Raw genomic sequence first — 24,989 nt, 5'->3', positions numbered from 1 at the left:
CTATCTATATGTTAGATACCTTTCATACCACTGATCAATGAACTCGGGAGAAAAAGGTCCTTTTCGCTGACGAACCCATCGAATTAAAATATCAATGTTATTGTAGAGTATCCGATCCAATACATGAGGATAGTTCATTCGTTCCTTATGAACTTCGTATTCATCCTCATCCAGGATTTTATATGTCATATCAGGAAAGATCTTTACGTCTAAGTCATAATCAATATATTTGATCGCTTCCTCTTCATAAACGAATGGAGAACTAATATTACAGTAGTAATAAACACCATCGTTTCTCAGCATACCAATAATATTAAACCAATATTTAGAATGAAAATAACAAATAGCTGGTTCTCTTGTTATCCATCTCCGTCCATCACTTTCTGTTACTATCGTACGGTCATTGGCTCCGATGATGACATGCCTTGTCCCTTTTAAAATCGTGGTACTGTCCCAAACTCGGTGTAACTGCCCATTATGCTTATAGCTTTGGATCTCTATCCGCTTACCTGCTTCCGGGCCGGGCATAAAATCCCCCCTTCCCTTTTCTATTCCATTTTCACCTTCTGTCTATTATAACGACAAATGATGCGGATTGAAAATAATTGGGCCGCAGTCCAAAGTTTTCACAAACTAATACTTTTTACTGAGGAATTAGTCAAGAAATAAAGCCCATAACATATGTAAAGTAAAGAAGCCGCCCACTTCGGGGGCGACTTCTTCTTTCGGGGGATTGATACAGGCTAAAAAAACAGCCTGGCCAACCTACCAACCATTCAGGTTATTTTTTCTTAGCCTGAGATTTTTGGTTCTGCTGCTTTACTTGCTGAGCGTCTGTTTGTTGACCGAATTCAGCACCGTATTGGGATTGCCCTTGTGCAGCTTGTTGGTTTTGTTGTTTCACGTGATTAACGTCAGTACCAGCTGCTGTTTTGTTTTGTTTCGGTTGCTTAGCCATGTTTATCACCTCCGCAAAAATTATTGTGCGCAGGTGATATGCTTTTCATTCTCAAAAAAATATTTTTTCTTATATTAATAAAACCACTCCTAAATAGGAGCGGTTAAAATTTTAATGGGATAGTCTCTTCGTACCGATATAACGTTGACTCCAGTAGTTGCTGGATAACGAACTGATTTCAACACCGTTGGTAGAACCTGTATGGATAAACTGATTGTTACCAAGATAAATTCCCGCATGAGAGGCTCCGGGCTTGTACGTTTCAAAGAAAACAAGGTCCCCTACCTGACGATTTGAACCACTGACTGAACTCATACGGCTATCCGCATAAATGGAAGCAACCGTACGTGGGATGCTGACACCTTCTTGATTATATACATATTGAAGGAAACCACTGCAATCAAAGCCAGAAGGAGATGATCCAGCCCACTTATAAGGCGTTCCGATATGTTTCTTAGCCTCTTGAATTAAACCATTTACAAATCCGGAGTTTGAAGATGAATTGTTCGTGGTAGACGTATGACTAGAACCGGAAGACGAGTTAGAAGATGAAGATTTTCCACTCACCTTTAGCTTTTGGCCAACATAAATGGTGTTACTGGATAATCCATTCAAATTCTTCAAATTGGATACGGAAGTTCCATAATTATTAGCGATTAACCATAGAGAATCTCCGCTCTTCACCGTATACGTACTTGTTTGTGAAGAACTTGAAGAGCTGGAACTACTGTTTGAAGAAGTGTTACTTGAACTGGATGAACTTCCAGTAATAGAAAGTTTTTGCCCAGGATAGATGAGGCTTCCTGATAAGCTGTTTATACTTTTCAGTTTAGAGACAGACATTCCATGACGATTGGCAATTACCCATAAAGAATCCCCAGACTTGACCGTGTAGGTACTATTTGAGCTGGAAGAAGATGAATTAGACTGAGTGTTGGATGATGAATCTTTTTCAACAATCAAAGACTGACCGACATAAATAATATCTGAATTAAGGTTGTTCCATGATTTGATTTCTGAAATAGATCCGTCATATTGATGACTCAGCTTCCAAAGTGAATCACCGGATTTCACCTTATGTAATTCATCCGCAAAAACAGAAGTTCCCCACAAAGATGCTCCAATCAAAGCGCCACTAACAGCCGTCGCCAATTTCTTTTTATTCATTTTATTATAAACTCTCCCCATATGTAAAAATTGTTTAAATTGTTTGGTCAAATAACCTATGTCCTATTATTCATAAATACCAACAATTTGTAAATACACCAAAACTTCTACAAATACCTACAAATTGCCTCTGACCCTTACTATAAATGCATTCACACCCTTCCGTTACATTTACGTTACAACTTTGTTACGTTCTTTTTCGTAAAGTCGATCCGGTGACTTTTTTCATGTATGAGTGCAACATAAATACACAAATTAACCATAAAGGAGGCAGGACTATGTATGTAGGAAGAGATTTATCAGCATTATCTATGGAACCGAAACAAAATTGGCAGGAGAAGGAGCTTGGTTATTTTCACTACGCCCTATCCCAGTCCTCTCCTTATTTAAACGCTGAGGGGATTACACTTTTAAGAGAAATCAATGAAGAAATAAAGCGCCGCGGTGGCTTAGGGCAGCAAGAAGCTACATGGACCAGCGGCACTCATCCTGTCATTGACTAATATAAGGGTGGGCTTTTTGATGTGACACAGGGAATGGATAGTCATCCATGTCATCAGGCTTAATAAACTTTGCCCTTTCATGGTCAAGGGAACCCTCTTTAACTTTTACCTTGATGACTTCCATTTCCCATATTAAGTGGGAAAAAACATGTTTGATTCGATCCACGGATTCCCCTAGTTCAATTTTCACCCCATATTCACCATAAAACCAGTTTAAAACCGACTCTTTATCCACATCTTGAAGCGGAACCATCGGATATTGCCACAAGGAAGCAAGAAGCCCTTTGTTCGGTCTTTGTTCAATGAGAACTTCCCCATTTTCCTTTTGCACAAGCAACAGTAAATATGGAGACTTCTTTTGTTTCTTTTTAGATGACTTTACTGGAAGCTCTGTTTCTATTCCTTTGTCAAAAGCACGACAATAGTTTTGCACAGGACACAACATGCATGACGGCGTCTTCGGTGTACAAATTAAAGCTCCCAGCTCCATTAAACCCTGGTTGAATGACGAAGGATCTTCCTCCGAAATCAGTTCACTGACAAGCCCTTCAAAAAGCTTCCTCGTACTTTGTTTGCTTATATCATCTTCAACGTGAAGAATACGTGACAATACTCTCATAACATTCCCATCCACCGCAGGTTCTGGTGTGTCATAAGCAATGCTTAGTATGGCCCCTTTCGTATAAGGACCGACTCCCTTAAGATTTCCTAACTCTTCAGGATCAGCTGGTACAACACCCCCATATGTCTCAACAACTTCACGGACAGCGTTTTGCAAATTTCGAGCACGGGAATAGTACCCAAGACCTTCCCAGGCCTTCAGAACGTCTTGCTCATCTGCATCTGCTAAGGCTTCAGGTGTCGGGAACTTGGCCATAAAATCATTAAAATAAGGAATCACTGTATCAACACGGGTCTGTTGGAGCATAATTTCTGATACCCAGACTCGATAAGGGTCCTGGTTTTCCCGCCAAGGGAGTACACGCTGCTCTTTTTTGAACCAGTGAATAAGGCTCTTTCTGTAAGACTCTTTATCAAATTCGCTGAGAATATGATGGATTCTTTCTATTTTTTTCATTTTTTTTCACCCTTCGTGATAAACTACTGTTGAACGTCCGTCCAGCCAAAGGAGGTAGAGAACTTGGATACTGGAACACATGTGGTAATGGGAGTTGCTCTAGGAGGTCTGGCTACGCTTGATCCGGTAGTCAACGCTGATCCTGACCTTTTCAATGCAGTCCTTATCGGAACACTAATCGGATCCCAAGCTCCTGATTCAGATACGATACTCAAATTAAAAAACAATGCCGTATATATCCGTCATCACCGTGGAATCACACATTCCATACCCGCCGTTGTATTATGGGGGATAAGCATCCCGAGCATGATTTACTTATTTACTCCTGAAGTGAACTTTTTGCATCTTTGGCTTTGGACATTTCTTGCTGTGATTCTTCATGTATTTGTGGATGTTTTTAATGCATACGGTACCCAGGCGTATCGCCCCATCACCAATAGATGGGTCGCTTACGGGTTCATTAATACATTTGACCCTTATATCTTCACCCTGCATATTGCAGGTATTGTCGCCTGGAATTTAGGTGCAGATCCAGGAATACTGTGGCTGATTATCTACTTCGTCATCGCTCTCTACTATGTGAAAAGATACTTTGATAAGAGAGAACTCATCCGGCTGATACACGAGAACATTGAGAAGGTTGAGCAAATAGCTACTTCGCCTACAATCAAACAAAACACCTGGAGAATTGCTATTACAACCCCTACCCATTACTACGTTGGCCGTGCAGAAGACGGCCATTTAACAATTCTTGATACATTCAAAAATAAGCCGATTGATTATGAGGACCCTGTGGTTCAAAAAGCTTTAACCGACCCAAATATAAAAGCCTTTTTGTCCTTCTCCCCTGTTTATAGATACGAACTGAACTATTATGATGAATATACAGAAGTCCGGTTCATTGATCTCCGTTACCGTTCCCGGGGAAGATATCCATTTGTGGCTCTCGCTCAAATAGATGACGAACACGGAGATGATTTAAAAATACTCAACTCTTATACAGGATGGGTATTCACAGAAGAAAAACTCCAAAACAAATTAAGCCCCATGTAATTTTTCAAACATCCAAGGTAAACATAAAGAAGGAGTCTCTCACTATGGAGAGGCTCCTTTTTTCAAAGTCTTTGGATTCTTAATGATAATAGCCTTTCTTTTGAAGCATCTCTTTGTATTTTGGATTGGTTGCTACAAAATCATGGAGTTTTGGTCCATAATGGTTAATCCATTGGGTTACAATCTGTTCAGTCACTTTTTTTCCTTGATAATCATGGCCCGCCTTAGCACGGGTCGATTCAAAATCTTCCCAAAGAAGCTCCACCCATGTCGTCGCTTCCTCTATGGTGAGCATAGGATTCTTTTCATATAACTTTTCAGCTAAACACTGGTATATTTCATTCATAAAACCACTCCATACTTGGCAATGTTTACCCTCTTATTGTACCACATACAGATACCCAGACGGTACATACTAATACTGTCTCTTACGGGAGACATGAGGAGGGCTACTGATGCGTAATAAGGCAAAGAATTTCCCCAATCTAAAAATGACACACGCACCTGATGACCAAAGTGAATATCTTGCTAAGCGTCCTGATGGAACGATCAACAGCAAACCACAAGAGAGAGCGGCTAGGTCGCGCCATCGAGATGTCAATGATATTGGGAGGAATTACCATGGGTAAACGTAATTTCAAAGCTAATGCCTCTGCCATTCCTACACACCGTAGTATGAAGCATATTGGCAGTCGAGTGAACGGGGAAACAGAGCAAACGCAGGCAGACCGAATCACTGAAATTCAAGCAAGAAAAAGAAATTAAATTAAATAAAACCGGGCACGTATGATACGTGTCCGGTATATTATACTAGGTAATTTTATTTCCTAACATGGAAATGGGAAGGGCTTCTTCCCCGCCTCCTCCAGGCTTCATATCATGACCATTCTTTCGATACCCCCATGCAAACACTCCATTCATATATTCAATATAAAATGAATAACCCGGGTCCCCATCAATCTCGTATGTTTCCCCAGCTTCGAAATCTTCAGGATTCATCATATAAGATTTAGCCATCACGATTTTCCGTTCATGAACGGCAAACTCGTTGACCATTCCCAATTGCTCCGCTTTTTGAGCCTTTTCTGTTAACGCAGCAATTTCCTGATGTAATTCTTCCTGTGTATATTCACTGTATCTTTTTTCCATATTCCTTCCCCCCTGAGCACATGCTTTCTTTACATTCTAACAGGGTTTGTTCACAATGAATATAAAAGTAGTGGAAGATAAGGAGAGAACAGTATGAAAAACGTATGGATTACAGGGGCCGGTACCGGACTTGGCCGTGCATTGGCTCATACCTATGCTCAGAATGGATACAACGTCTACCTTTCCGGAAGAACCGAAAAACAATTACAGGTCACCCAAAACAATATTTCGCAAAAAGGAGGAAAAGCAAGTGTACTCGTTTGTGATGTGACAGACCCGTCTTCGATAAAAGAAGCAATCAAACAAATCGATCATCTGCATCTCCTTATTAATAATGCAGGAGTAGGACATTTTGGTGAGCTCTCAACCTATACCGAGACTCAAATAGACCAACTTCTTAATACAAATGTAAAAGGCACGATTTTAACTACACAACTGGCTGCTTCAAAACTTAAAAAAACAGAAGGGCGGGTATTAAATGTTATTTCCACAGCAGGGCTGAGAGGGAAAAAGAACGAAAGTGTTTATTGTGCAAGTAAATTTGCAATTCGCGGATTTACCGAAAGCCTGCAAAAGGAATGGGAAAGCCTAAGTCTGTCTGCTACAGCCGTGTATATGGGCGGTATGAACACCCCATTCTGGAGCGAAACCAATCATGTGACAAGTCCTGAAAAACTCAAAGGTCCAGAAGTCGTGGCAGAGCAAATCTTTGCAGAGGATGACGGACGTAAAGAAATTTTGATCGATCGTTAAACCACATTCTACCAAATAAAAGAAGCTTGCCATTAAAGGCAAGCTTCTTTAAGTAGGCGGATAATTACTCTCCAAGACCTTCTTCTTTTGCTTTAGCTATTACAGCTTCAACGGCTTCTGTTTCGTCAGAACCTTCGGCTTTGAAAGTAACTTCTGCACCATTAGGGATCCCAAGAGACATGACACCCATGATTGATTTCATGTTTACAGATTTCCCATTATATTCAATATTTACATCAGATTGGTATTTTCCTGCCACTTGTACTAGTGCTGTTGCTGGACGTGCATGTACACCGTCAGCTGCTGTAATTTTCATTGTTTGTTCTGCCATGGTAAACTCTCCTCTTTATTCTGTAATTTCAATGATATTGGTATCATTGTGATTTACTTGTCCTGCTGCTTTAATATTTACAGACTGTCCTTCTTGAAGATTCGTAAAGACGATAGGCGTAACGACGGAAGGTGCGTTTTCGCTTACATAATCCAAGTCCACTTCCATCAAGGTTTGACCCTGTTTCACTTCGTCCCCTTCAGAAATCTTAGCTGTAAATCCTTCCCCTTTCAATCCAACCGTATCGATACCGATATGAATAAGGATTTCCATGCCATTATCAGCTTCCAAACCGATCGCATGTTTAGTAGGGAATACGTTTAATACTTTACCGTTAATCGGCGATACAATCTTACCATCTTCAGGCTTAATTGCAAAGCCATCGCCCATCATCTTACCAGAGAATACTTGATCCGGTACGTCTGTAATTGGCATAACCGTACCTTTAATCGGGCTCACAAAATTTAATTTACCTTCAACCACAGGTCCTTCTGCATCCTTGGCATTATTCACGATTTCAGATACATCTTCTTTTGATCTTGGTGTCTTACCATCTATAATATCTTGCATCTGTCCACGTAATGTATCAGATACAGGACCAAAAATTGCTTGAATGTTATTTCCAACTTCCATCACTCCGGATGCCCCTAGTTTCTTCAGGCGGTCTTTGTTTACATCTTCTTTATCATTGACGGAAACACGTAACCTTGTAATACAAGCATCCAGGTGAGAAATGTTTTTCTCTCCGCCCATCGCTTCAAGAATCTCATATGGCAGATCGCTCACTTCTCCATCATCATCTGCATCCGCTGCTTCATCTTCACGCCCTGGTGTAGCCAGGTTAAATTTAAGGATAGCCCACCGGAATCCGAAGTAGTAAATTACAGCGAAAATCAGACCGACAATGATGACCCACCACCAGTCGGTACGGTTAGGTAATATACCGAACAGGATAAAGTCGATCAAACCACCGGAGAAGGTTTGTCCTATTTTCACCCCAAGAATCTCCATGATCATGAAGGAGAAACCGGCAAATACTGCGTGAATCGCGAACAATAATGGTGCTACGAATAGGAATGAGAACTCAATTGGTTCTGTAATCCCTGTTAAGAAAGAAGTTAACGCGGCAGACGCCATGATACCTCCAATCACTTTCTTTCGTTCAGGTTTTGCTGTGTGATAAATCGCAAGAGCAGCAGCTGGAAGTCCGAACATCATGAACGGGAACTTACCAACCATGAATGTACCAGCCGTAAAATCCACACCGTCTCTTAATTGCTCAAAGAAAATCCGCTGGTCACCACGAATAATTTCACCTGCAGCATTAGTATAGTTCCCAAACTCAAACCAAAATGGTGAATAGAAAATGTGGTGCAGACCAAATGGAATCAAGGAACGCTCAATCAATCCGAAGAAGAATGTTGAGATTGTCTGGTTCCCTTCAAGCATTAAGTGGGATAATGCATTAAGACCTGTTTGGGCAAATGGCCATATCCACAGCATAATAATTCCAAGGAACAAGGAAGAGAAAGCAGTGATGATTGGTACAAAGCGCTTCCCTGCAAAGAATCCTAGGAATTGGGGTAATTCAATATTGAAAAATCGATTATAAAGCGACGCCGCTAAAATACCGACAATAATACCTCCGAAAACCCCTGTCTGAAGGGTCGGTATACCTAAGATTTCCGCATACGCAGGATCTGAGGTCATATCGGCATCAACATTGCCAAGTACCCCCATAACTACGTTCATAATCAAATAACCAATGATCGCAGCAAGACCTGCTACCCCATCACCTTTCGCAAGACCGATCGCAACACCGACGGCGAACAGCAATGGCAAGTTGTCAAAAACAACTCCCCCAGCTTCAGCCATTACTTGCAGCAATGTTTGAACCCAGGGTGTTCCAAAGAATGGCACTTTTTCAACAAAGTTATCTTGAGCAAAGCTTGTACCAAAGGCAAGAAGAATACCTGCCGCAGGCAAAAGTGCGACTGGAGTCATCAAGGCTTTACCGACTTTTTGCAATGTGCCAAAAGCATTCTTGAACATTTTCTTTTCCTCCTTTATTTATGTTGTGAAGCAATACGCAACCCTAAAAAACCGTTGTCAGAAAAATAAAACGTTTACAATAATTAAGTAATGAGAAGCGGCCTTCATGGACGCCGGCTATGGATGAATGCATGCCTGCAAATGAGTTTCCAGACAAAAAAAGCATGAGCACATAAGGTAGTTTGGTCCCATAAGGATAGACTTATCCCTATGATAACCACTTCACCTTCATGTACTCATGCCTGATCGTGTCAGTAACACGTACGTTTTTAGGTTTTATGGGTTAATCGCTGTAAATGAATCGTCAAATAAATCGCTTCTGATTCATCAACAGGTCTATTCAGACGTTTTTGCATCACTTTTATTAATTTCCATGCTAGATTATAGCACACAGGATATTCTTGTTTCAACATATTTGCTAAACGAATTTCGTCCCCTACCCCTTCATCTTGGTAAACTCGATCGATTGCCCGGTGTAAGTGCTGGACGAGCCTGTGATAATCCACACTGTTTTTATCAATTTGAATGCCCATTGTATCCTCCACTAATTGAACAAGGTGTGTAATGAGCTGATTGTGCCGGTTAATTTCACGTAACGTTTTATCCGTAACCGCGCTATGAATATGGAGGGCAATAAAGCCGACTTCTCCTTCAGGGAACTGAATGCCCAATTGATCATAGATCATGGTTACAACTTCCATGGCAATTTGGTATTCCTTCGGATATAGGGATTCTATTTCGAGTAAAAACGGGTTAGAGAATTGAAGGTTTTTCTTTGCCCTGTTAATCGCAAATGCCAGGTGGTCGGTGAGCGCAACGTGGATATGCTGGTTGAGTTCTTGCCCCATACGGTTTTCGATATATAGAAGAATATCACTCATGAAATCGATTAAGTTTTCATCAATGTAAGGCAACAAGCTTACGTATTGTTCTTTCTCCTGTTCATTGCTCAACAAAAAAGTCTTGTCCGCTTTATCTGACGAAATGACGTCACCTTTTTTTCGATTAAACCCTATTCCTTTCCCTATCAATACCACTTCTTCATAGGTCGGATGGGCCGCAATGACGACATTATTATTAAGCACTTTATTTATCTTTATCTGCTGTTCCATAATGGTCCCCCACTTAAAATTACACTAAAAGCGTTTTCAGTCTAACTTCTATCCTATATTTGATTTGTTTTTTTTACAAGTGGAAGGATAAGGGGAAAGGTTCTTCTTTGTGTGAAAACGGTTACGTCATGTACAATCATTTAGGTGATAAAGAAAGCACGATTCGGAAGGAGATTATAATAATGATCAAAATGTTTGTCACAGACCTTGATGGCACCCTGCTTGGTGCCGATCACTATATAAAAAATGAAGATATCGATGCCTTAAAACAGATGATAGAAGATGGGACTCCTCTTACTGTTGCATCCGGCCGTATGGACCATGAAATAGCTGAAGTTTTGAAGCGGGTCGGGGTTAACGGACATCGTGTTAGTCAAAATGGAGCTTTTGTATTTAACGATGAAAATACACAAATCCATGCCAAGACCTTTGAAAACGAATTAGCTCAACGTATCGTCCAGGCTATCGATCAAGAACCAATGGTTAAAACAGTGTCCACCGCTGACCAAACCTTTACTAAAGAATCAAACAAATATACGGATATGATTTCAGCCCAAATGTTCCACGATATTATCATCAACCCCGAATTAAATGATCAAGTAGGAAAAACGGTCACGCCATCGAAGATTACCCTGCACGGTAAAGAAGAGGATGTCGTGAGAGCTGCTGAAATGGTTAAACAACAATTTGGGGAAGAAATTGACAGCTTTATTTCACATGAGACATGTGTCGACATGATGCCTAAATCCATTAACAAACAAAGTGGGTTACGTCAGTTAATTGAAAGCCTTGGCATCCAGGCCGATGAAATTGCCTGCGTAGGTGATTCATTCAATGATGTCAGTATGTTTCAAATGACTCCTCACAGTTATGCTATGTCTACGGCACATGATGAAGTGAGAAGCTATGCCGAAACAGTAGTTGATCACGTACACGAAGCAATTGAGGATTTGGACCGAAAAGGTCTCTTAATAAAAAAAGAACAAGCTGCTGACATTTAAGTCAACAGCTTGCTCTTCTTTTATCACGTTCAACAACGAATACCTCCGTTTAATCTTCTACCTTTTCTTCCATAAAGCGATCAATGAGGTCGAAAGAAAAACCTTTCCTATACAGCCCTGACTTGATTTTTTGTTTTAATTCAAACCCCTCTGCTTTTGACTGGAATTTACGAAGCAGCTTTTCTCCTTGATAAACGACCGCTTCCCATTCAGCATCACTATCCTCATCTTCAGGAAGATTAGCAAGCACTTCCTGAATCACATCACCTTGAAAACCTTTCTGCATCAATGTTTGCTGCACATTTTGAATTTGTTGACGATAGGACTTACGCCCGTCATTCTTAATTTTCTTTTCTGCGAATTTCAAGGCCTTTTCGTACTGTTTATCAAACGAATAATGAGTAATGGCTTCCTCCGCTTTTCCTGCAGAAACTCCTTTTTCCAATAGTTCCTTCTTTAAAAGCAGCGGCCCTTTACTTGAAGTCATAATCCTGGTTCTCACAAGTGAGTTCGCAAACTCCTGATCATCAAGCAGCCTTTCATTCTTGAGCCTTCGCATAATTTCTTCTATATGCTCTGGATCTGTTTCTTTATCTTTCAAATAATCACGGACTTCCTTCTCTGATCGCATTCGGTAGCTTAAATAGTTGATGGCAAGGGTATAAGACTTATGAAGCGTATCCGTTTGGATCAGGGCTTGGATCATCGCATCATCAAGGTCCATATTTTTTTGCAGCCGATATTTAACTAAAACATCTTCATCAACACTGAATCCATACTCTTCTCCATTTCCTTTGTCTAAAAAGATATTATAACGACTCTTATGTTTCTTCTGTGTTGTAATTTTCGTAAGTTTAGCCATCCGCTTCACCTCACTGAATATTTTATCACGTTATCTGGCAGCAGCGAATGGATAATGGTCGTAAGAAAAGCACAGATCGAGTAAACGATTGCCAACCCTAACCATGTCAGGAGGAATGAATATGAATATTGCCATTACCGGGGGTACAGGATTTGTCGGTAGTAAACTAACAGAAAAATTGAAAGCCCAAGGACACGTGGTGTACATATTGACCAGGAGCCCTGAGAAATATGCGGATACAGAGCAAGTAAAGTATGTCGGATGGTTGAAAGAAGCGTACAAGCCTGCAAAAGAACTCCCCCCTCTCCATGCCATTGTAAATTTAGCTGGAGAATCTCTAGGCAGTGGGCGTTGGACAGAAGAAAAGAAACAATCGATTCTAGAGAGTCGAGTGAAGTCCACAGGAAGTGTGTTGGAATTAATCAATCGCCTTCCCCAAACACCTGAAGTCCTTGTTAATGCTTCTGCTGTTGGGTATTATGGTCAGTCAAAAACCAAAAGTTTCACAGAGCAGACAACAACACCTGGAACAGATTTTCTTGCAAATGTGGTAGATGAATGGGAGGAGCGAGCTTCACAGGCCGATGAGAAAGGAGTGCGTGTAGTATACGTCCGCTTTGGAATCATTCTTGGAGAAGAAGGTGCCTTGCCAAAAATGGCTCTCCCCTACAAGATGATGGTGGGCGGCCAGTTAGGATCAGGAGAGCAATGGATGTCCTGGATTCACATTAATGATGTAATCGGTCTTATAAAATTCACTATAGAAAACAAGGATGTTCGTGGCGCTTTGAATGGGACAGCCCCAAATCCAAAAAGAAACAAAGATTTCGGAAAAATCCTCGGAGAAGTTTTGGGCCGCCCCCATTGGTTTCCGGCTCCATCTTTCGCTCTTAAGACTCTCTTAGGGGAGATGAGTGCACTGCTGCTGGACGGGCAATGTGTCATCCCCGAAAAAGCAATCACTCATGGCTACACTTTTCAATATCCAGATGTGAAGCCTGCTTTAGAAGATATTCTAACGAACTGAAGTCGAGTTTTCTGTTTAAAATGCTGTGAATAGGTTGTTAAAAACGAGTGATATAAAAATAAAGAGAACAATCCCTGGCATAAGAAAAAGAATATCGGAAAGAATTAGATACCTTAATTAAGCAGCAAAGCCCACCCTTTGTTGCTTTTTTGTGATCCAAAGGGCCTTTTTTAAGTATACTAATCATACATTGAACCGAAAGGCTGTATGTCTATGAACACTATTATAAAAAATGTACACATCCACCCTATTACCTCCCCTTCAATTAATAATGGTGATGTACATGTTATGGATGGGAAAATATATGACTTTGGAGAAAAAATCGAAATCCCAAAACAAGCCGAATACATTGATGGCAAAGGACTGGACTTGTATCCTGGGTTGATCGATGTCCATACCCACCTTGGCCTCTATGATGAGGGGACCGGGTGGGCGGGGAGTGATGCAAACGAAACAATAGAAGCGACCACCCCTCATCTTAGAGCAATCGATGGTGCCCATCCGCTTGACCCCGCTTTTTTCTCAGCCCGTAAAGCTGGGGTTACTACTGCCCATATTATGCCTGGAAGTGCGAATATCATCGGAGGCACAACCTCTGTTATTAAAACAGCCGGGCATACGATAAACCAAATGATTCTAAGACAAACGGCGGGGTTGAAAATAGCTTTAGGGGAAAATCCTAAACGAATCCACTCCCAATCTAAAAATGCTTCAATAACGAGACTAGGAATCATGGGGACATTAAGGGAAACCTTCTATGCTGCTATGAAAGAAACCGAACCAAATCTTCGGGTTAAACCGATTCACCAGGCTTTAAACAAAGAAATCCCAGTAAGAATCCACGCTCACCGGGCGGATGATATTATTACAGCCCTACGTTTTGCAGACGAATTTGACTTAGATCTACGGATTGAGCACTGTACAGAAGGGCATTTAATTGCAGACGAATTAGCAGGGAGAAACTTACAAGTATCTGTCGGGCCAACTTTTACGAGAGCCTCGAAGATCGAACTTAGAAATAAGACATGGCAAACTTATAAAATCCTTCATGATTTTGGAATACGGGTATCAATTACGACCGACCACCCATACACGCCTATCCAATACTTGAATATCTGCGCTGCCCTTGCTGCCAGAGAAGGGCTTCGCATTGAAGACGCTTTAAGAGGGATTACAATCATTCCCGCCAAAAACCTTGGAATAGACAATCGAGTGGGATCGATAGAGAAAGGAAAGGACGCAGACCTTGTATTATGGAGCGGGCACCCATTTGAATATTTATCCAAACCCGTGTGGACTATGATTGATGGGAAAATGGTATACTACCAAGAATGAAATGGTGTGAACCCTATAATAAAATAAACCGTATATTTCATGAATTTTTTATTCACTTTTTTAATGGAGTGGATTATTATAACCTTAGATGATACTTTATAAGTTTGGTGTATAGGGAAGGCAAATGGTGCGCCACCAGTTATCATGCTGGTTCTAGTGGGTTCGATTCCCACCCCGAATTTTTGTGAGCAATTGATAAAAATTCGAGGGTGGTCCGAATCGGCCTGATTTCCTATGCGTTTAGACCGCCCTCCTCATTCAAGGAGGGATTTTTTATGCTGAAAAAACGTGATTTACATGACGTGCCGGTTTTGTTTGAGTTCATGAGCCATCCAGAGGTCTTCCCTTACGTTCGCCACAAAGCCTCTTCCAGTGACGAGTTCTACTTTTTAACCAAACAAACATTAGAAGCAGAAGATCGGGGGGAATTAATTTCTCGTACCATCCTTGATGAGTGGGGGCAGCCAATTGGCACCATTAATTTGTTCGACATTCAAGAAAGGAAGGGTTTTTTGGCTACTTGGCTTGGTCGTCCCTATTTTGGAAAGGGCTACAATAAGATAGCAAAAGAGGCATTCTTTGAGGAGTTATTTTTCCAATTACAGATCGAAGCCGTCTTCATGAAAATACGACGTACGAATATCCGCTCAATGAAAGCGGCTTTAAAAATTCCTTATGTGTCTAAAGGAAATGAATCACACCCAGAAGTCCACTCCTGGATCAATCGTTTTGAGGATGTGTATGATTTGTATGTTATAACTAAAGAACAATACCTCTTCCATTATCATGGAGAGCAGCACAAGGAAGAAATGTTGGAAGCATAAGGGCTGTTTTGTATCAACATCGCGCGCTCTTTATGTAGATAAAGATAAAAACGGCCGGCTATTCGCCGGTCGTTTATCCTAATGTCCTGAGAGAAACGGACAAGTAAGTGCTCTAAAGATCATGAGATACTTCCCATTAAGACCAGGGGACGCACCAAAGAGCACACAATAAGACAGGGACTGCCCGTTTTTTGTTAACAGAAAGGAAAACCTCTTTCATCCAATTACCATTCACATTTCAATTGTTGATGAATGTGTAAGAAGGCAAAGGAGGTTGTTTTTTCTGAAGATCCTCTTTAAGGAGACCTTTTAAAGGTATGGATATTTCCGGAGTTCCATGCACACCTGCGGCAATCTCAAACTTGTTGAAAACAAGCACGATTTGATTATCCTTCACATAAAAAGCGGTGTTATCTCTCACCCCTGCAAAAGGCTTCTGATCATACATATCCGGATCAGCTTCTAAGGCCTTTTCCACCTTTTTATTCAACTTGTCTATATAAACCATATCTTTCAGCTGCTTTACAGACCCTCCGATTTCATCACTAAAATTAATAGAGGTTACCGTTGAATTATACCGGTTCCCTCTCGATATATGTGAAGTCATGACAACTGAATAAAAAGCTTTCTCTTTAACAATGGACGTTTCTTCATAGTAAAGGTAAGGAACACCAACCATCTTTCCAGACCCTCGTTTTATGTTCCGAAAGGTATCTTCCAACTTTTGCACAATTTGTTGGTTGACCGTATCCTGAAGATCCTCGCTTTCCAAGCGTTCAAACAAAGGATAGTCAACATGTAGTTCCCACTCTTCGGTAACCTTATCTTTATGAATAATTTTATATGGGCTTTCCGCAGAAATTATTTGTCCCGGGATGAGAACAATCCCGAAAAATAAAACAACCAGCAAACGCTTCAAAACTCATCCCTCCTATTCCTGTTAGTGTAGCCTAATTAGCGAATTCTAAAGGAAAAGGAAAAATATTTTTAATGAATATTTAGAGAAGGCAAAAGGAATCTTGATCCAAACAAAAGCACGGGTTGACTAATTTTATGGAGTTTTACGTTTTTTTCAAACAAAAGAAAAAACGGATGGAATCCTCCCATCCGCTTTTGTTTATTAATCGATAAAGCTTTTGTCAACAAGTCCTGTTAAGTCAGGCTTTTCTTTCAGGAATTCCAGATCGTAAGAGGAGTCTGCAAACTCTTGAAGGTGCTCCTCATTTACGTCATACGTGAAATCAATACGCTCCCATGCACGGTCAATGACCTCTTTAGAAAGTTCCTGATCTGTAATATCCTTGATTTTATCAATCGCTATCTGTTTTGCTTCTTCTGGATTTTCGTTAATGAAATCCGTTGCTTTTTTATGAGCATCTACAATATTCTGAACCATTTCCGGATCCTCTTCTACAAGTTCTTGAGAGGTCACAAATACTGCAGCTGGCAACGTTTCACCAAAAGCAACCTCAGGAGTGTCTATAAGAACCTTCCCGCTTCCTTCAGCTTCTATGGAAGAAGCCCAGGGCTCTGGCACTGTCGCTACGTCAACATTTTGGGTTTCAAATAAACTGGAATAGGTAGCAGGCTTTCCAGTAACGTGCTTCATTTCTCCATTAATCCGGTCCGATGTCAAACTGAATTCTTCCTTCATAAGTGTTTCAAACTGAACATCATGTGTACAACCGACTCTTGGGGAAACAAAGGTTTTCCCTTTCAAGTCCTCTGGGGAGTTAATTCCTGCACCTTCCCTCGCCATGATGACTGTTCCCCCTGTAGAACCTGCTGCCACGACATTAATCTCTGCCCCACTTGTGAAGTGGTTCATCGCTGGGCCTGGTCCAACCAGTCCCCCTTGAATATCCCCTGTTTCAATAGCTGTCATAAATGATGATCCATCAGGGAAGTATTGATAATTCACTTTTGTTCCATCAGGGAGCGTTTCAGAATATAAATCCTTTGTTTCAGCAACCATCCCCGCGACGTGGTTGATGTTTGGAAAATACCCTATTGTAATTTCATTATTTTTATTGCCATCTCCGCCATTCGCTCCGGCATCACTTCCACAGGCGGCCAGTACCACACTTAGTATGGCAATCACTGCAATGGATAACCACTTTTTCATTTCTCCTCATCTCCTATCTATGATTTCATTAATCCCCAACGCTTTCTAACATTCTTCTCAAGCTTCGAAAATACAACCTGATCAACAACAGCCCCAATTACACCGATAATGATGATAATAGCTACAACTTGATCCATACGTGCATAGTCTTGAGCATACCTTAAGGAGTAACCTAATCCTGGCCCATTACTTAATAACTCCCCTGCCATCAAAGCTCTCCAGCTGAATGCCCATGCAAGACGGATCCCTGTCATAAAATATGGCACACTTGATGGAATTTCCACTCTAAAAAATAATGGAATCCCCTTTGTCCCCATCGTTCTCGCGGCACGGACTAATTGTGGCGGAACACTGTGTATAGCTGTCCGGACATTGAGCGCCATAACGAACGTACCTCCTAGAACGACAACGAATACGACAGCAAATTCTGAGAAACCAAACAACATAATGGCTAAAGGAACCCAAACGATACTCGGTATACTTTGCAGGGCTATTAAGTACATTCCCGCTGTTTCGTCCGCTTGTTTAGACTTGCCAAGCAAAACACCTATGATGGTTCCAAATAATATAGCCAGAGACAACCCCATAAACAAATGTCGGAAACTTGCTCCAAGCGCATGGATAAAATCACCGTCAGCAAATCCTTCATAAAGGGCCTCTCCTACTTTAATAGGAGAAGGAAACACAATGTCTTCAAATATACCAACGGAATAAACAAGCTGCCAAATCCCTAATACAACGACTAAGAAACCTATTCTTTTAAGGGCTAACTTCATGACTAAGCTCTTCCTTCAACACTTTATTAATTTCACCTTCAAGCAAGGTCATAACTTTACGCTCGAGTTGTATGACATTTTCATTTTCCCTTTTCCTTGGACGAGGGAGATTTATATCAAAATCGGCAATAACCCTGCCTGGACGCGTCCCCATAACGATGACACGATCAGATAATTTAATCGCTTCCTGAATGCTGTGGGTCACAAATAAGATGGTCTTTTGGGTCTCATGCCATATCTTCATTAACTCTTCATGAAGAATATGTCTTGTTTGTTCATCCAGCGCACCAAATGGTTCATCCATGAGGAGAACTTTAGGGTCCATTGCCAAAGCTCGCGCGATAGCCACACGTTGTTGCATCCCTCCAGAAAGTTCATGAATATAATTTTTCTTAAACCTGCTGAGATGAACCATTTGTAAAAAACGGTCGGCCCGATCCTCTGCTTCTTGCTTTGACCATTGACCTTTCAAAGGAAATAAAACATTCTCCTTTACATCTAACCATGGGAATAGAGAAGGCTGTTGAAAGACCATACCTCTGTCCGGCCCGGCGGTTTTTATGTCTTTCCCCTCAAGCTTTATCGACCCTGTTGTTACATCCTCTAAACCTGCAACCATTGAGAGTAACGTTGATTTCCCACACCCGGATGGACCGAGGAGAGAAACAAATTGATTTTCTTCAATAGTTAAATCGATATTAGAAAAGACTTCAAAACTTCTATTATCCTCATCCTGAAACGTCTTTCCTACCTGATCCATTGATAAAAACAAATCCCCCACACCCTTATTTATATAATCCCTATCGAATTAGTATGTTTTAATCATATGTTTTAGATTATACAGATGTTCTGAATTGTGTGTCAACGATTAAAGATATTCTTTTAAGGCCACCTCTCTCCTATGTTAGGATGAATGGGAAAGGTGGGATTATAAAATGGATCAACTAGTATTTATCCAAACAGGCATGGGGGCAGATGTACACGGACAAAATGTGACAAAGGCTTCAATCCGTGCTATTAAAAATGCTATTCATACAAACTCTATGCCTGGAATTCGCCATGTTCTCCCAGATCAATCGTTAGATAACCTGAAAATTAACGTTAAATTGGCTCTCCCATGTGATTTTGAAAAGCTTGATCATGAAGAAGTGAAAAAGGCGATTCCTTATGGAGAAGTCCATATCGAAGTAATGGAAGGCGGAATGAGAACGACAAGCGGAATCGTACTAGAGGATAAAGAAGACAAAAACGATTTAATGTATATTGTCAATGCTTCCGTAGAAGTAGGGTACTGAAGGAAACTCATCCCTGACAAGATTATGACGCAAAAAGCCCTGGAAGGATTTCTGTCTTCCAGGGCTTTTTCGTGAGGTTTATTCAGTATTTATCTTCTGCTTCTGCTTCATCTTGGTTGTCCATATATTTATCGTAGTGTTCATTGCGTTGAAAGGTAACACCGTCAGCCCCCGTATACCCATTCATATCCGTAGACACAAACGGTTCGAATTCCTCAACATATCCAACGCCATCTTGGTTATCCATCAAGGATGAATCATCATATGTCATGCTGCTCTCATTAAAAGAAGCTACTTGTTCATAAGCATTTTGTTCATTGTATTCAGGGTCATCATGATGACGTCCATAATTCGCTTCAAGGTCTTCCAGTACATCTTCTTCAACTGGACGATCAGAAAATACATCCTCATTTGTTGAAGTTGATGCCACCGTCCTGGCTGTCGGAAGTGCTTCCAGTCGTTCTTTTGGAATCGGCTGACCTGTCTCTTCGCAAATGCCATAGGTTCCTTTTTGCATTTGCTTTAATGAATATTGAATATCTGAAAGTTCTTCCCTCAAATGACCAAGCAAAGCAATATCTTTTTCTCTCTCATAAAGTTCTGTTCCTGAATCTGCTGGGTGATTATCATATTGGGATAATTCACCAGAAGCCATATCACTCGCAAAACCACGCTCTAAACCAAAATGATCATGGTCGATTAAACGCTGTTCAATTTCTCTTTTGCGTGCTTCTAACTGCTTTTTATAATGTGTGTAGTCCATTTTATATTCCACTCCTGATTGAATTTCCTTTTTAGTGTGGCTCACGGAATAAGGAGCTATACAAAAGGGTGAGAAAACAGGCTTCTAGGGGCTTTCTTAAACTTCGGTTTCTTATGCCTCAAAGAAAACATAAAAAAAGTGACCCGGTTCCATACCGTGGTCACTTTAAAGCTATTTCCTTAACGCCTGCAAAAAGTCTTCCTTTAGATCTTCCACATCTTCAAGTCCAATTGATACGCGGACAAGCCCGTCTGTAATCCCAAGTTCTGCCCGACGCTCTTTTGGAATTGATGCATGGGTCATCATAGCTGGAACGGAGATAAGACTCTCTACAGCTCCCAGACTTTCAGCTAATGTAAAATAGTTGACATGCCGGAGTACTTGGTCAGCTTTTTCACCGCTCCCAACATCAAAACTAATCATGCCGCCATTCCCTCGAGCCTGTTTTTGATGCACGGCACTGCCTGCGTGTTTTTCAAGGCCTGGATAATAAATATCGGTTATTTCGGGAAGTTCTTGCAGAAACTCGACAAATTGACGAGTATTTTCTTCTATCTCTTCCATACGGACGCCCAAAGTTTTTATCCCTCTCATTAAAAGCCATGAATCCTGTGGACCTAAAATACCACCGGTGGAATTCAGTACAAAGTGGATATCCTCAGCTAATTGCTCTGAATTGACAACAACCAGGCCTGCCACTACATCACTGTGACCCCCAAGATATTTAGTCGCACTGTGAAGAACTAAATCAGCTCCGAACTCGATCGGGTTCTGCCAGTATGGGGTACTGAAGGTGTTATCTACAATGAAAGTCAGATCCTTCTCTTTAGCCAACTTCGAAACTTCCTTCATGTCTGTCACTTTTAGTAATGGGTTTGTTGGCGTTTCCACATAAATTGCTTTTGTGTTCTCTGTTAAAGCCGCTTCAATGTTTTTCACATCACTCGTATCGACAAAGCTTGCTTTAAGACCAAAACGGTTAATCACTTTAGAGACAAGACGATACGTCCCTCCATACACGTCATCTGTAAAGATCACATGATCGCCTTGATTAAATGTCATGAGGACAGCTGTAATAGCAGCCATTCCTGACCCGAATGCGAAGCCTTTATGCCCGCCTTCTAAATCTCTAATAAGTTCTTCCAAAGCAAATCGTGTCGGATTTCCAGTACGTGAATATTCATATCCACTATGTTGTCCGACTCCCTCCTGCTTATAAGTGCTTACCTGATAAATTGGGACACTGACAGCACCTGTTTTTTCATCACCCGTAATGCCGCCATGAATCAATTGTGTTTTCTTCCTCATTTCCTCACTCCTCATAAATCCCTTGACTTAAATATCGCTCACTGCTATCTGGGAAGATGGTGACAATTCTTGTTCCTGCTTCTGCTTGCTCCGCCTCTCTTAATGCTGCTTCAAACACAGCTCCTGATGAACTGGCTGCAAGCAAACCTTCATTTAGCGCCAGTTCTTTGACCCGTTGGAATGCCAATTCATCAGGAATCGTGTGAATGGAATCAAAATAGGAAGGATCCATGTAGAAGGGCAAAAACTCCATCCCTATCCCTTCGGTGCGATGAGATCCAGACTCCCCACCATTTAAAATCGATCCTTCCGGTTCAACAATCACCGTTTTAATGTTTGGGTTCTGTTCTTTTAAATATCGGGATACTCCCATAAAAGTGCCGCCTGTACCGGCCCCTGCAATAAATATATCGATTTCACTATTTAAATCGTGGTAAATTTCTGGTCCTAGTGTTTCATAATAAGTGTCGGGATTGGCTTTATTATTAAATTGCTGTGGACTGAAAGAATGAGGTATTTGCCTGCATAATTCTTCAGCCTTCTCAATTGCACCTTTCATTCCTTTATCTGTAGGAGTGTTGATAACCTTAGCACCAAGTGCACGCATCAACGTCTGCTTCTCTTGACTGAATTTCTCAGGAGTGACAAAGATGACATCAAACCCTTTTCCCACGGCAGCTAGTGCTAAACCAATCCCTGTATTTCCTGCCGTTGGTTCTATAATTGTTCCACCTGGCTTCAACCTGCCTTTTTTCAAAGCGTCCTCAATCAGTTTTAAACCCAGACGGTCTTTTATACTCCCGCCTGGGTTCATGAATTCAAGCTTAGCAAAAATTCTCGCTTGATTCGGGATATCCGAATGAGTGAGTTCGATCATCGGTGTCCGTCCTATTAATGCTTGAATATTCTTCACGTAACTCATTACATTCTCATCTCCCAGTATTATTGGAAAACTTCCGTCCATTCATCGCGTTTGTCTAACAATTCTTTGGCCAGTTTCTGTGCCCCTTCCAGGCTGTGACTCGCAGCAAAGCCGCACTGCACTTCATTACACGCCGGGACCTCATCGGCTTTTAAGACGTCTTGAAGAGTTTTTTCAATGACTTCAAGTACATTGTCATAGCTGTCATCATTTAACACGGCGATGTAGAATCCGGTTTGACATCCCATCGGACCGATATCAATAATTCGATCGTGATGGTTACGGCTGTTCTCTGCCATTAAATGTTCAAGAGAATGCAAGGCAGGCATTTCCATATACTCTTGGTTCGGCTGCTTAATACGAAGATCATATTTGTAAATTTTGTCTCCTTGATCCCCCTCTGTCACACCAACAAGGCGTACATACGGCGCTTTTACTTTCGTATGGTCAAGATTGAAACTTTCTACGTTCATTTTTGGCATAAAAATCATACTCCTTTTTTTGCCTGAAGTAACCAGGCGTACTTATTTAATTGTTCGAAAGATATCTTAAATCCAGCTTTAACGAACATCTCTTTTATTTCTTCTAGATACGGATAGTATTCTTCCTGCAAGTCTTGCGCTAAATTTTGAAATCCTTGTTTTTCGGCATCTTTTATTAAGGAAAATTTATGTGCTTCATCTTTAAAGATCGTATCAATGAAAATAACTTCCCCATCCTGCTCGAGTCGATCATAAAATTTGTTTATAGCTTCAACCTTTTCATCTGCAGTCAAGTGATGAAAGGCAAATGAGCTTATAATGGACCTTATCGGGGCAATCATCTCAGGGTACTCAAGGAAATTGCCGTCATATATGGCTGCTTCCGGACACTTGACCTTAGCAATCCGACGCATCTCGGACGACGGCTCCACACCCAGAACTACTTTATTCTGATCGATTACTTTCCTAGTCAAATTAGCTGTCCCCACACCGAACTCCATGACCGGGGATACGGAAAGTTCCGCTAACCGTCCTAACATTTCCTCATAACCTTTAAACACTTCCCGATATTCCGGATCCTTCCCTGCTACTGTATCATCATATGAACTCGCCCATTGATTGAATAGGTCGATGAATTCCATCCCCATACGTTCATCTCTCCTCATTATTCATAATTCCAATGCGTTAACTCGGAATTACATTATATAATGTATCATATTTCAAAAGCCGCCTCAATGTTATCCTTTTTTTAATCGAAAAAAACTTCCCTTGTCTCCAAGTACAAGGACAAGGACAAAAAGCCCCAGAGTCACAAACTGACTCTGGGGCACTCCTTTATCTTCTATGCTTTTTATTCTTAACGGGCCGATCTTCTACTCGTTTCCCTGGTGAAAGATGATCAATCGACCTTCTTTCTATTTTTTGCCCCATGCTTTTTTCAATTTGCTGAAGAGCGGATCGATCTTTAGGGGCTGCAAATGTGATGGCAAGACCTTTTCCTCCTGCACGGCCGGTTCGGCCAATACGGTGAATGTAGCTTTCCGGGTCTTGAGGAATATCATAGTTAAAAACGTGGGTGATCCCTTCCACATCCAATCCTCTTGCAGCCACATCTGTAGCTACAAGGTATTGAATCTTCGCTTCGCGAAAGCGTTTCATGACCTTTTCTCTTTTAGCTTGAGATAAATCACCATGGAGTTCATCAGATTCAAACCCTTTAGCTATAAGTGCGTCGTTCAGCTTTTTGGCCCGACGTTTAGTACGGCAGAAAATAACGGCCAAAAATGGTCGATGTTCTCCCATGATTTGTAACAGAGTGTCTTGTTTAGCCCGATCTGTTATTTCATATAGTAATTGTTTAATATTTGAAACAGCCACTTTTTCTTCTTTCACTTTAATACGTTCCGGATTTTTCAATATTTTCTTCGCCAAGGTCTGGACTTTCTGTGTGATCGTGGCTGAGAACAGCATGGTTTGTCGCTGGGTTCCAGTTTGATCAAGGATGTCCTGAACATCTGGCAAAAAACCAGCCTCCAGCATTTGATCCGCTTCATCGATAATGAGATGCTTAATATTCGTAAGACTCACGGTCTCTCGTCTTAGATGATCTAATAATCGTCCAGGTGTGGCTATTACAATATGAGCTTTTCCATCTAATTTATTTGCCTGCTTTGCTACATCCTGACCTCCATAAACGGCTAGTACATAGGTATCATCATTCTTCAGCTTGTTTACTTCATGAGTAATTTGTAAAGCAAGTTCCCTCGTAGGAGTAATAATGACTGCCTGAACCTCCGAGGAACCTGGGTTCACTTTTTCCAGAATAGGCAGTAAAAAAGCAAATGTTTTTCCCGTCCCAGTTTGGGCTTGAGCAATAAGATCTTTTCCTTCTTTTAAAGGTGGAATGGCCTGTTCCTGTACAGGCGTCGGGGTCACGATTCCCTGGGATTTCAACTTTTCTGCCAGCTCTTTTGATACGCCTAATTTTTCAAAGGGTTGCATAATTTATTCACTACTTTCTATAAAATCAGCTTCTTAATTCCAAAGCCTCGTTTATTATTCATGGTCTTCAAAAACTATTCTGCCTTGATCCCCGTCCTTTTTATTCTGAAAG

General features: G+C 41.1%; 30 protein-coding genes. 10 read left to right on the top strand and 20 right to left on the bottom strand.

Annotation, left to right across the window (positions count from 1 at the left end; translation table 11 throughout):
* The 3 genes from ntdP to BLW54_RS12880 all read right to left on the bottom strand — a co-directional run bounded on the left by ntdP (position 1) and on the right by BLW54_RS12880 (position 2,125).
* Positions 1–528, bottom strand: coding sequence for a nucleoside tri-diphosphate phosphatase (gene ntdP / locus BLW54_RS12890; protein ID WP_035508680.1), 528 nt, complete (start codon positions 526–528; stop codon positions 1–3).
* A 253-nt stretch (positions 529–781) separates the two neighbouring features.
* Positions 782–958, bottom strand: coding sequence for a gamma-type small acid-soluble spore protein (locus BLW54_RS12885; RefSeq protein WP_035508678.1), 177 nt, complete (start codon positions 956–958; stop codon positions 782–784).
* Positions 959–1,069: 111 nt separating this feature from the next.
* A complete protein-coding gene (locus tag BLW54_RS12880) occupies positions 1,070–2,125 on the bottom strand; it encodes a C40 family peptidase (protein WP_035508677.1) in 1,056 nt (351 codons plus the stop codon).
* A gap of 278 nt (positions 2,126–2,403) precedes the next feature.
* Here BLW54_RS12880 and yfhS point away from each other — a divergent pair, with 278 nt between their 5' ends.
* Positions 2,404–2,628, top strand: a complete 225-nt coding sequence (gene yfhS / locus BLW54_RS12875; RefSeq protein ID WP_035508675.1) for a mother cell protein YfhS — start codon at positions 2,404–2,406, stop codon at positions 2,626–2,628.
* Here the strand turns inward: yfhS and mutY are convergent.
* Positions 2,618–3,706 (bottom strand): A/G-specific adenine glycosylase, encoded by a 1,089-nt coding sequence (gene mutY / locus BLW54_RS12870; RefSeq protein ID WP_035508674.1) that lies wholly within the window; start codon positions 3,704–3,706, stop codon positions 2,618–2,620. The genes yfhS and mutY overlap by 11 nt on opposite strands.
* Positions 3,707–3,769: 63 nt before the next feature.
* On the opposite strand from mutY, the gene BLW54_RS12865 reads away from it, so the two are divergent.
* Entirely contained in the window at positions 3,770–4,759 is a 990-nt protein-coding gene (locus BLW54_RS12865) for a metal-dependent hydrolase (RefSeq protein ID WP_035508672.1), read from the top strand.
* A 79-nt stretch (positions 4,760–4,838) separates the two neighbouring features.
* Here the strand turns inward: BLW54_RS12865 and BLW54_RS12860 are convergent, their stop codons facing one another.
* A complete protein-coding gene (locus BLW54_RS12860; protein ID WP_074735037.1) occupies positions 4,839–5,105 on the bottom strand; it encodes a YfhJ family protein in 267 nt (88 codons plus the stop codon).
* 106 nt (positions 5,106–5,211) lie between these two features.
* Here BLW54_RS12860 and sspK point away from each other — a divergent pair, with 106 nt between their 5' ends.
* Together sspK and BLW54_RS20745 are read left to right on the top strand one after the other, a co-directional pair.
* Positions 5,212–5,388, top strand: a complete 177-nt coding sequence (gene sspK, locus BLW54_RS12855) for a small acid-soluble spore protein K (RefSeq protein WP_392387203.1) — start codon at positions 5,212–5,214, stop codon at positions 5,386–5,388.
* The gene (locus BLW54_RS20745) at positions 5,381–5,524 is read left to right on the top strand and encodes a YpzG family protein (protein WP_167358816.1); all 144 of its coding nucleotides are present in this window, start codon (positions 5,381–5,383) and stop codon (positions 5,522–5,524) included. Before sspK ends, BLW54_RS20745 begins: the two co-directional genes overlap by 8 nt.
* A gap of 45 nt (positions 5,525–5,569) precedes the next feature.
* Here the strand turns inward: BLW54_RS20745 and BLW54_RS12850 are convergent, their stop codons facing one another.
* On the bottom strand, positions 5,570–5,908 hold the full coding sequence (locus BLW54_RS12850) for a YfhH family protein (protein ID WP_035508669.1): 339 nt from the start codon (positions 5,906–5,908) through the stop codon (positions 5,570–5,572).
* Positions 5,909–6,001: 93 nt separating this feature from the next.
* On the opposite strand from BLW54_RS12850, the gene BLW54_RS12845 reads away from it, so the two are divergent.
* On the top strand, positions 6,002–6,661 hold the full coding sequence (locus BLW54_RS12845) for an SDR family NAD(P)-dependent oxidoreductase (protein WP_035508668.1): 660 nt from the start codon (positions 6,002–6,004) through the stop codon (positions 6,659–6,661).
* A gap of 64 nt (positions 6,662–6,725) precedes the next feature.
* Here BLW54_RS12845 and BLW54_RS12840 read toward each other — a convergent pair whose 3' ends face one another.
* From BLW54_RS12840 to glcT, 3 genes are all read right to left on the bottom strand, one after another.
* Positions 6,726–6,992: a phosphocarrier protein HPr gene (locus BLW54_RS12840; RefSeq protein WP_035508666.1), complete on the bottom strand. Its 267-nt coding sequence runs from the start codon at positions 6,990–6,992 to the stop codon at positions 6,726–6,728.
* Between the two features lie 15 nt (positions 6,993–7,007).
* Complete coding sequence (gene ptsG / locus BLW54_RS12835) at positions 7,008–9,044, bottom strand: glucose-specific PTS transporter subunit IIBC (protein WP_035508664.1); 2,037 nt, start codon at positions 9,042–9,044, stop codon at positions 7,008–7,010.
* 269 nt (positions 9,045–9,313) lie between these two features.
* Positions 9,314–10,156: a glucose PTS transporter transcription antiterminator GlcT gene (gene glcT / locus BLW54_RS12830; RefSeq protein ID WP_035508663.1), complete on the bottom strand. Its 843-nt coding sequence runs from the start codon at positions 10,154–10,156 to the stop codon at positions 9,314–9,316.
* A 182-nt stretch (positions 10,157–10,338) separates the two neighbouring features.
* On the opposite strand from glcT, the gene BLW54_RS12825 reads away from it, so the two are divergent.
* Positions 10,339–11,157: an HAD family hydrolase gene (locus tag BLW54_RS12825; RefSeq protein ID WP_035508661.1), complete on the top strand. Its 819-nt coding sequence runs from the start codon at positions 10,339–10,341 to the stop codon at positions 11,155–11,157.
* A 49-nt stretch (positions 11,158–11,206) separates the two neighbouring features.
* On the opposite strand, the gene recX is transcribed toward BLW54_RS12825, so the two are convergent.
* Positions 11,207–12,019, bottom strand: coding sequence for a recombination regulator RecX (recX, locus tag BLW54_RS12820; RefSeq protein WP_035508660.1), 813 nt, complete (start codon positions 12,017–12,019; stop codon positions 11,207–11,209).
* A gap of 121 nt (positions 12,020–12,140) precedes the next feature.
* Here recX and BLW54_RS12815 point away from each other — a divergent pair, with 121 nt between their 5' ends.
* The 3 genes from BLW54_RS12815 (at position 12,141) to BLW54_RS12805 (ending at position 15,205) form a co-directional block, all read left to right on the top strand.
* Positions 12,141–13,046 carry a TIGR01777 family oxidoreductase gene (locus tag BLW54_RS12815; RefSeq protein ID WP_035508658.1) on the top strand — a complete coding sequence of 302 codons (906 nt, stop codon included), beginning with the start codon at positions 12,141–12,143 and terminating at the stop codon, positions 13,044–13,046.
* A gap of 213 nt (positions 13,047–13,259) precedes the next feature.
* Complete coding sequence (locus tag BLW54_RS12810; protein WP_035508657.1) at positions 13,260–14,381, top strand: amidohydrolase; 1,122 nt, start codon at positions 13,260–13,262, stop codon at positions 14,379–14,381.
* 275 nt (positions 14,382–14,656) lie between these two features.
* Positions 14,657–15,205 carry a GNAT family N-acetyltransferase gene (locus BLW54_RS12805; RefSeq protein ID WP_074735031.1) on the top strand — a complete coding sequence of 183 codons (549 nt, stop codon included), beginning with the start codon at positions 14,657–14,659 and terminating at the stop codon, positions 15,203–15,205.
* Positions 15,206–15,443: 238 nt separating this feature from the next.
* Here BLW54_RS12805 and BLW54_RS12800 read toward each other — a convergent pair whose 3' ends face one another.
* The 4 genes from BLW54_RS12800 to BLW54_RS12785 all read right to left on the bottom strand — a co-directional run bounded on the left by BLW54_RS12800 (position 15,444) and on the right by BLW54_RS12785 (position 18,878).
* Complete coding sequence (locus tag BLW54_RS12800) at positions 15,444–16,124, bottom strand: RsiV family protein (protein ID WP_035508655.1); 681 nt, start codon at positions 16,122–16,124, stop codon at positions 15,444–15,446.
* Between the two features lie 201 nt (positions 16,125–16,325).
* On the bottom strand, positions 16,326–17,330 hold the full coding sequence (locus BLW54_RS12795; RefSeq protein WP_035508653.1) for an aliphatic sulfonate ABC transporter substrate-binding protein: 1,005 nt from the start codon (positions 17,328–17,330) through the stop codon (positions 16,326–16,328).
* 17 nt (positions 17,331–17,347) lie between these two features.
* On the bottom strand, positions 17,348–18,106 hold the full coding sequence (locus BLW54_RS12790) for an ABC transporter permease (RefSeq protein WP_035508651.1): 759 nt from the start codon (positions 18,104–18,106) through the stop codon (positions 17,348–17,350).
* Positions 18,090–18,878 carry an ABC transporter ATP-binding protein gene (locus tag BLW54_RS12785; RefSeq protein WP_035508650.1) on the bottom strand — a complete coding sequence of 263 codons (789 nt, stop codon included), beginning with the start codon at positions 18,876–18,878 and terminating at the stop codon, positions 18,090–18,092. Before BLW54_RS12785 ends, BLW54_RS12790 begins: the two co-directional genes overlap by 17 nt.
* A 163-nt stretch (positions 18,879–19,041) precedes the next feature.
* Here BLW54_RS12785 and BLW54_RS12780 point away from each other — a divergent pair, with 163 nt between their 5' ends.
* A complete protein-coding gene (locus tag BLW54_RS12780; protein WP_035508648.1) occupies positions 19,042–19,401 on the top strand; it encodes a Lin0512 family protein in 360 nt (119 codons plus the stop codon).
* A gap of 82 nt (positions 19,402–19,483) precedes the next feature.
* Here BLW54_RS12780 and BLW54_RS12775 read toward each other — a convergent pair whose 3' ends face one another.
* The 6 genes from BLW54_RS12775 to BLW54_RS12750 form a co-directional block, all read right to left on the bottom strand.
* A complete protein-coding gene (locus tag BLW54_RS12775) occupies positions 19,484–20,164 on the bottom strand; it encodes a TraR/DksA C4-type zinc finger protein (protein ID WP_035508647.1) in 681 nt (226 codons plus the stop codon).
* Between the two features lie 171 nt (positions 20,165–20,335).
* Positions 20,336–21,472, bottom strand: coding sequence for a bifunctional cystathionine gamma-lyase/homocysteine desulfhydrase (locus tag BLW54_RS12770; protein ID WP_035508645.1), 1,137 nt, complete (start codon positions 21,470–21,472; stop codon positions 20,336–20,338).
* A gap of 4 nt (positions 21,473–21,476) precedes the next feature.
* Entirely contained in the window at positions 21,477–22,394 is a 918-nt protein-coding gene (locus BLW54_RS12765) for a PLP-dependent cysteine synthase family protein (RefSeq protein WP_035508644.1), read from the bottom strand.
* Between the two features lie 20 nt (positions 22,395–22,414).
* The gene (locus tag BLW54_RS12760; protein ID WP_035508642.1) at positions 22,415–22,876 is read right to left on the bottom strand and encodes an S-ribosylhomocysteine lyase; all 462 of its coding nucleotides are present in this window, start codon (positions 22,874–22,876) and stop codon (positions 22,415–22,417) included.
* A 5-nt stretch (positions 22,877–22,881) separates the two neighbouring features.
* The gene (locus tag BLW54_RS12755) at positions 22,882–23,523 is read right to left on the bottom strand and encodes a class I SAM-dependent DNA methyltransferase (protein ID WP_035508641.1); all 642 of its coding nucleotides are present in this window, start codon (positions 23,521–23,523) and stop codon (positions 22,882–22,884) included.
* 187 nt (positions 23,524–23,710) lie between these two features.
* A complete protein-coding gene (locus BLW54_RS12750; protein ID WP_074735028.1) occupies positions 23,711–24,877 on the bottom strand; it encodes a DEAD/DEAH box helicase in 1,167 nt (388 codons plus the stop codon).
* Between the last annotated feature and the right edge of the window lie 112 nt (positions 24,878–24,989).

The organism is Halobacillus karajensis, assembly GCF_900108515.1.
GTDB lineage: Bacteria > Bacillota > Bacilli > Bacillales > Halobacillaceae > Halobacillus > Halobacillus karajensis.
The sequence above is the reverse complement of the archived record's forward strand: the minus strand, read 5'-3'. Positions and strand labels throughout refer to the sequence as shown.

Coding starts and splice junctions, on each gene's coding strand:
- ntdP (WP_035508680.1), bottom strand. CDS start 528: ATGCCCGGCCCGGAAGCAGGTAAGCGGATAGAGATCCAAAGCTATAAG.
- BLW54_RS12885 (WP_035508678.1), bottom strand. CDS start 958: ATGGCTAAGCAACCGAAACAAAACAAAACAGCAGCTGGTACTGACGTT.
- BLW54_RS12880 (WP_035508677.1), bottom strand. CDS start 2,125: ATGAATAAAAAGAAATTGGCGACGGCTGTTAGTGGCGCTTTGATTGGA.
- yfhS (WP_035508675.1), top strand. CDS start 2,404: ATGTATGTAGGAAGAGATTTATCAGCATTATCTATGGAACCGAAACAA.
- mutY (WP_035508674.1), bottom strand. CDS start 3,706: ATGAAAAAAATAGAAAGAATCCATCATATTCTCAGCGAATTTGATAAA.
- BLW54_RS12860 (WP_074735037.1), bottom strand. CDS start 5,105: ATGAATGAAATATACCAGTGTTTAGCTGAAAAGTTATATGAAAAGAAT.
- BLW54_RS20745 (WP_167358816.1), top strand. CDS start 5,381: ATGGGTAAACGTAATTTCAAAGCTAATGCCTCTGCCATTCCTACACAC.
- BLW54_RS12850 (WP_035508669.1), bottom strand. CDS start 5,908: ATGGAAAAAAGATACAGTGAATATACACAGGAAGAATTACATCAGGAA.
- BLW54_RS12845 (WP_035508668.1), top strand. CDS start 6,002: ATGAAAAACGTATGGATTACAGGGGCCGGTACCGGACTTGGCCGTGCA.
- BLW54_RS12840 (WP_035508666.1), bottom strand. CDS start 6,992: ATGGCAGAACAAACAATGAAAATTACAGCAGCTGACGGTGTACATGCA.
- ptsG (WP_035508664.1), bottom strand. CDS start 9,044: ATGTTCAAGAATGCTTTTGGCACATTGCAAAAAGTCGGTAAAGCCTTG.
- glcT (WP_035508663.1), bottom strand. CDS start 10,156: ATGGAACAGCAGATAAAGATAAATAAAGTGCTTAATAATAATGTCGTC.
- BLW54_RS12825 (WP_035508661.1), top strand. CDS start 10,339: ATGATCAAAATGTTTGTCACAGACCTTGATGGCACCCTGCTTGGTGCC.
- recX (WP_035508660.1), bottom strand. CDS start 12,019: ATGGCTAAACTTACGAAAATTACAACACAGAAGAAACATAAGAGTCGT.
- BLW54_RS12815 (WP_035508658.1), top strand. CDS start 12,141: ATGAATATTGCCATTACCGGGGGTACAGGATTTGTCGGTAGTAAACTA.
- BLW54_RS12810 (WP_035508657.1), top strand. CDS start 13,260: ATGAACACTATTATAAAAAATGTACACATCCACCCTATTACCTCCCCT.
- BLW54_RS12805 (WP_074735031.1), top strand. CDS start 14,657: ATGCTGAAAAAACGTGATTTACATGACGTGCCGGTTTTGTTTGAGTTC.
- BLW54_RS12795 (WP_035508653.1), bottom strand. CDS start 17,330: ATGAAAAAGTGGTTATCCATTGCAGTGATTGCCATACTAAGTGTGGTA.
- BLW54_RS12790 (WP_035508651.1), bottom strand. CDS start 18,106: ATGAAGTTAGCCCTTAAAAGAATAGGTTTCTTAGTCGTTGTATTAGGG.
- BLW54_RS12780 (WP_035508648.1), top strand. CDS start 19,042: ATGGATCAACTAGTATTTATCCAAACAGGCATGGGGGCAGATGTACAC.
- BLW54_RS12775 (WP_035508647.1), bottom strand. CDS start 20,164: ATGGACTACACACATTATAAAAAGCAGTTAGAAGCACGCAAAAGAGAA.
- BLW54_RS12770 (WP_035508645.1), bottom strand. CDS start 21,472: ATGAGGAAGAAAACACAATTGATTCATGGCGGCATTACGGGTGATGAA.
- BLW54_RS12765 (WP_035508644.1), bottom strand. CDS start 22,394: ATGAGTTACGTGAAGAATATTCAAGCATTAATAGGACGGACACCGATG.
- BLW54_RS12760 (WP_035508642.1), bottom strand. CDS start 22,876: ATGCCAAAAATGAACGTAGAAAGTTTCAATCTTGACCATACGAAAGTA.
- BLW54_RS12755 (WP_035508641.1), bottom strand. CDS start 23,523: ATGGGGATGGAATTCATCGACCTATTCAATCAATGGGCGAGTTCATAT.
- BLW54_RS12750 (WP_074735028.1), bottom strand. CDS start 24,877: ATGCAACCCTTTGAAAAATTAGGCGTATCAAAAGAGCTGGCAGAAAAG.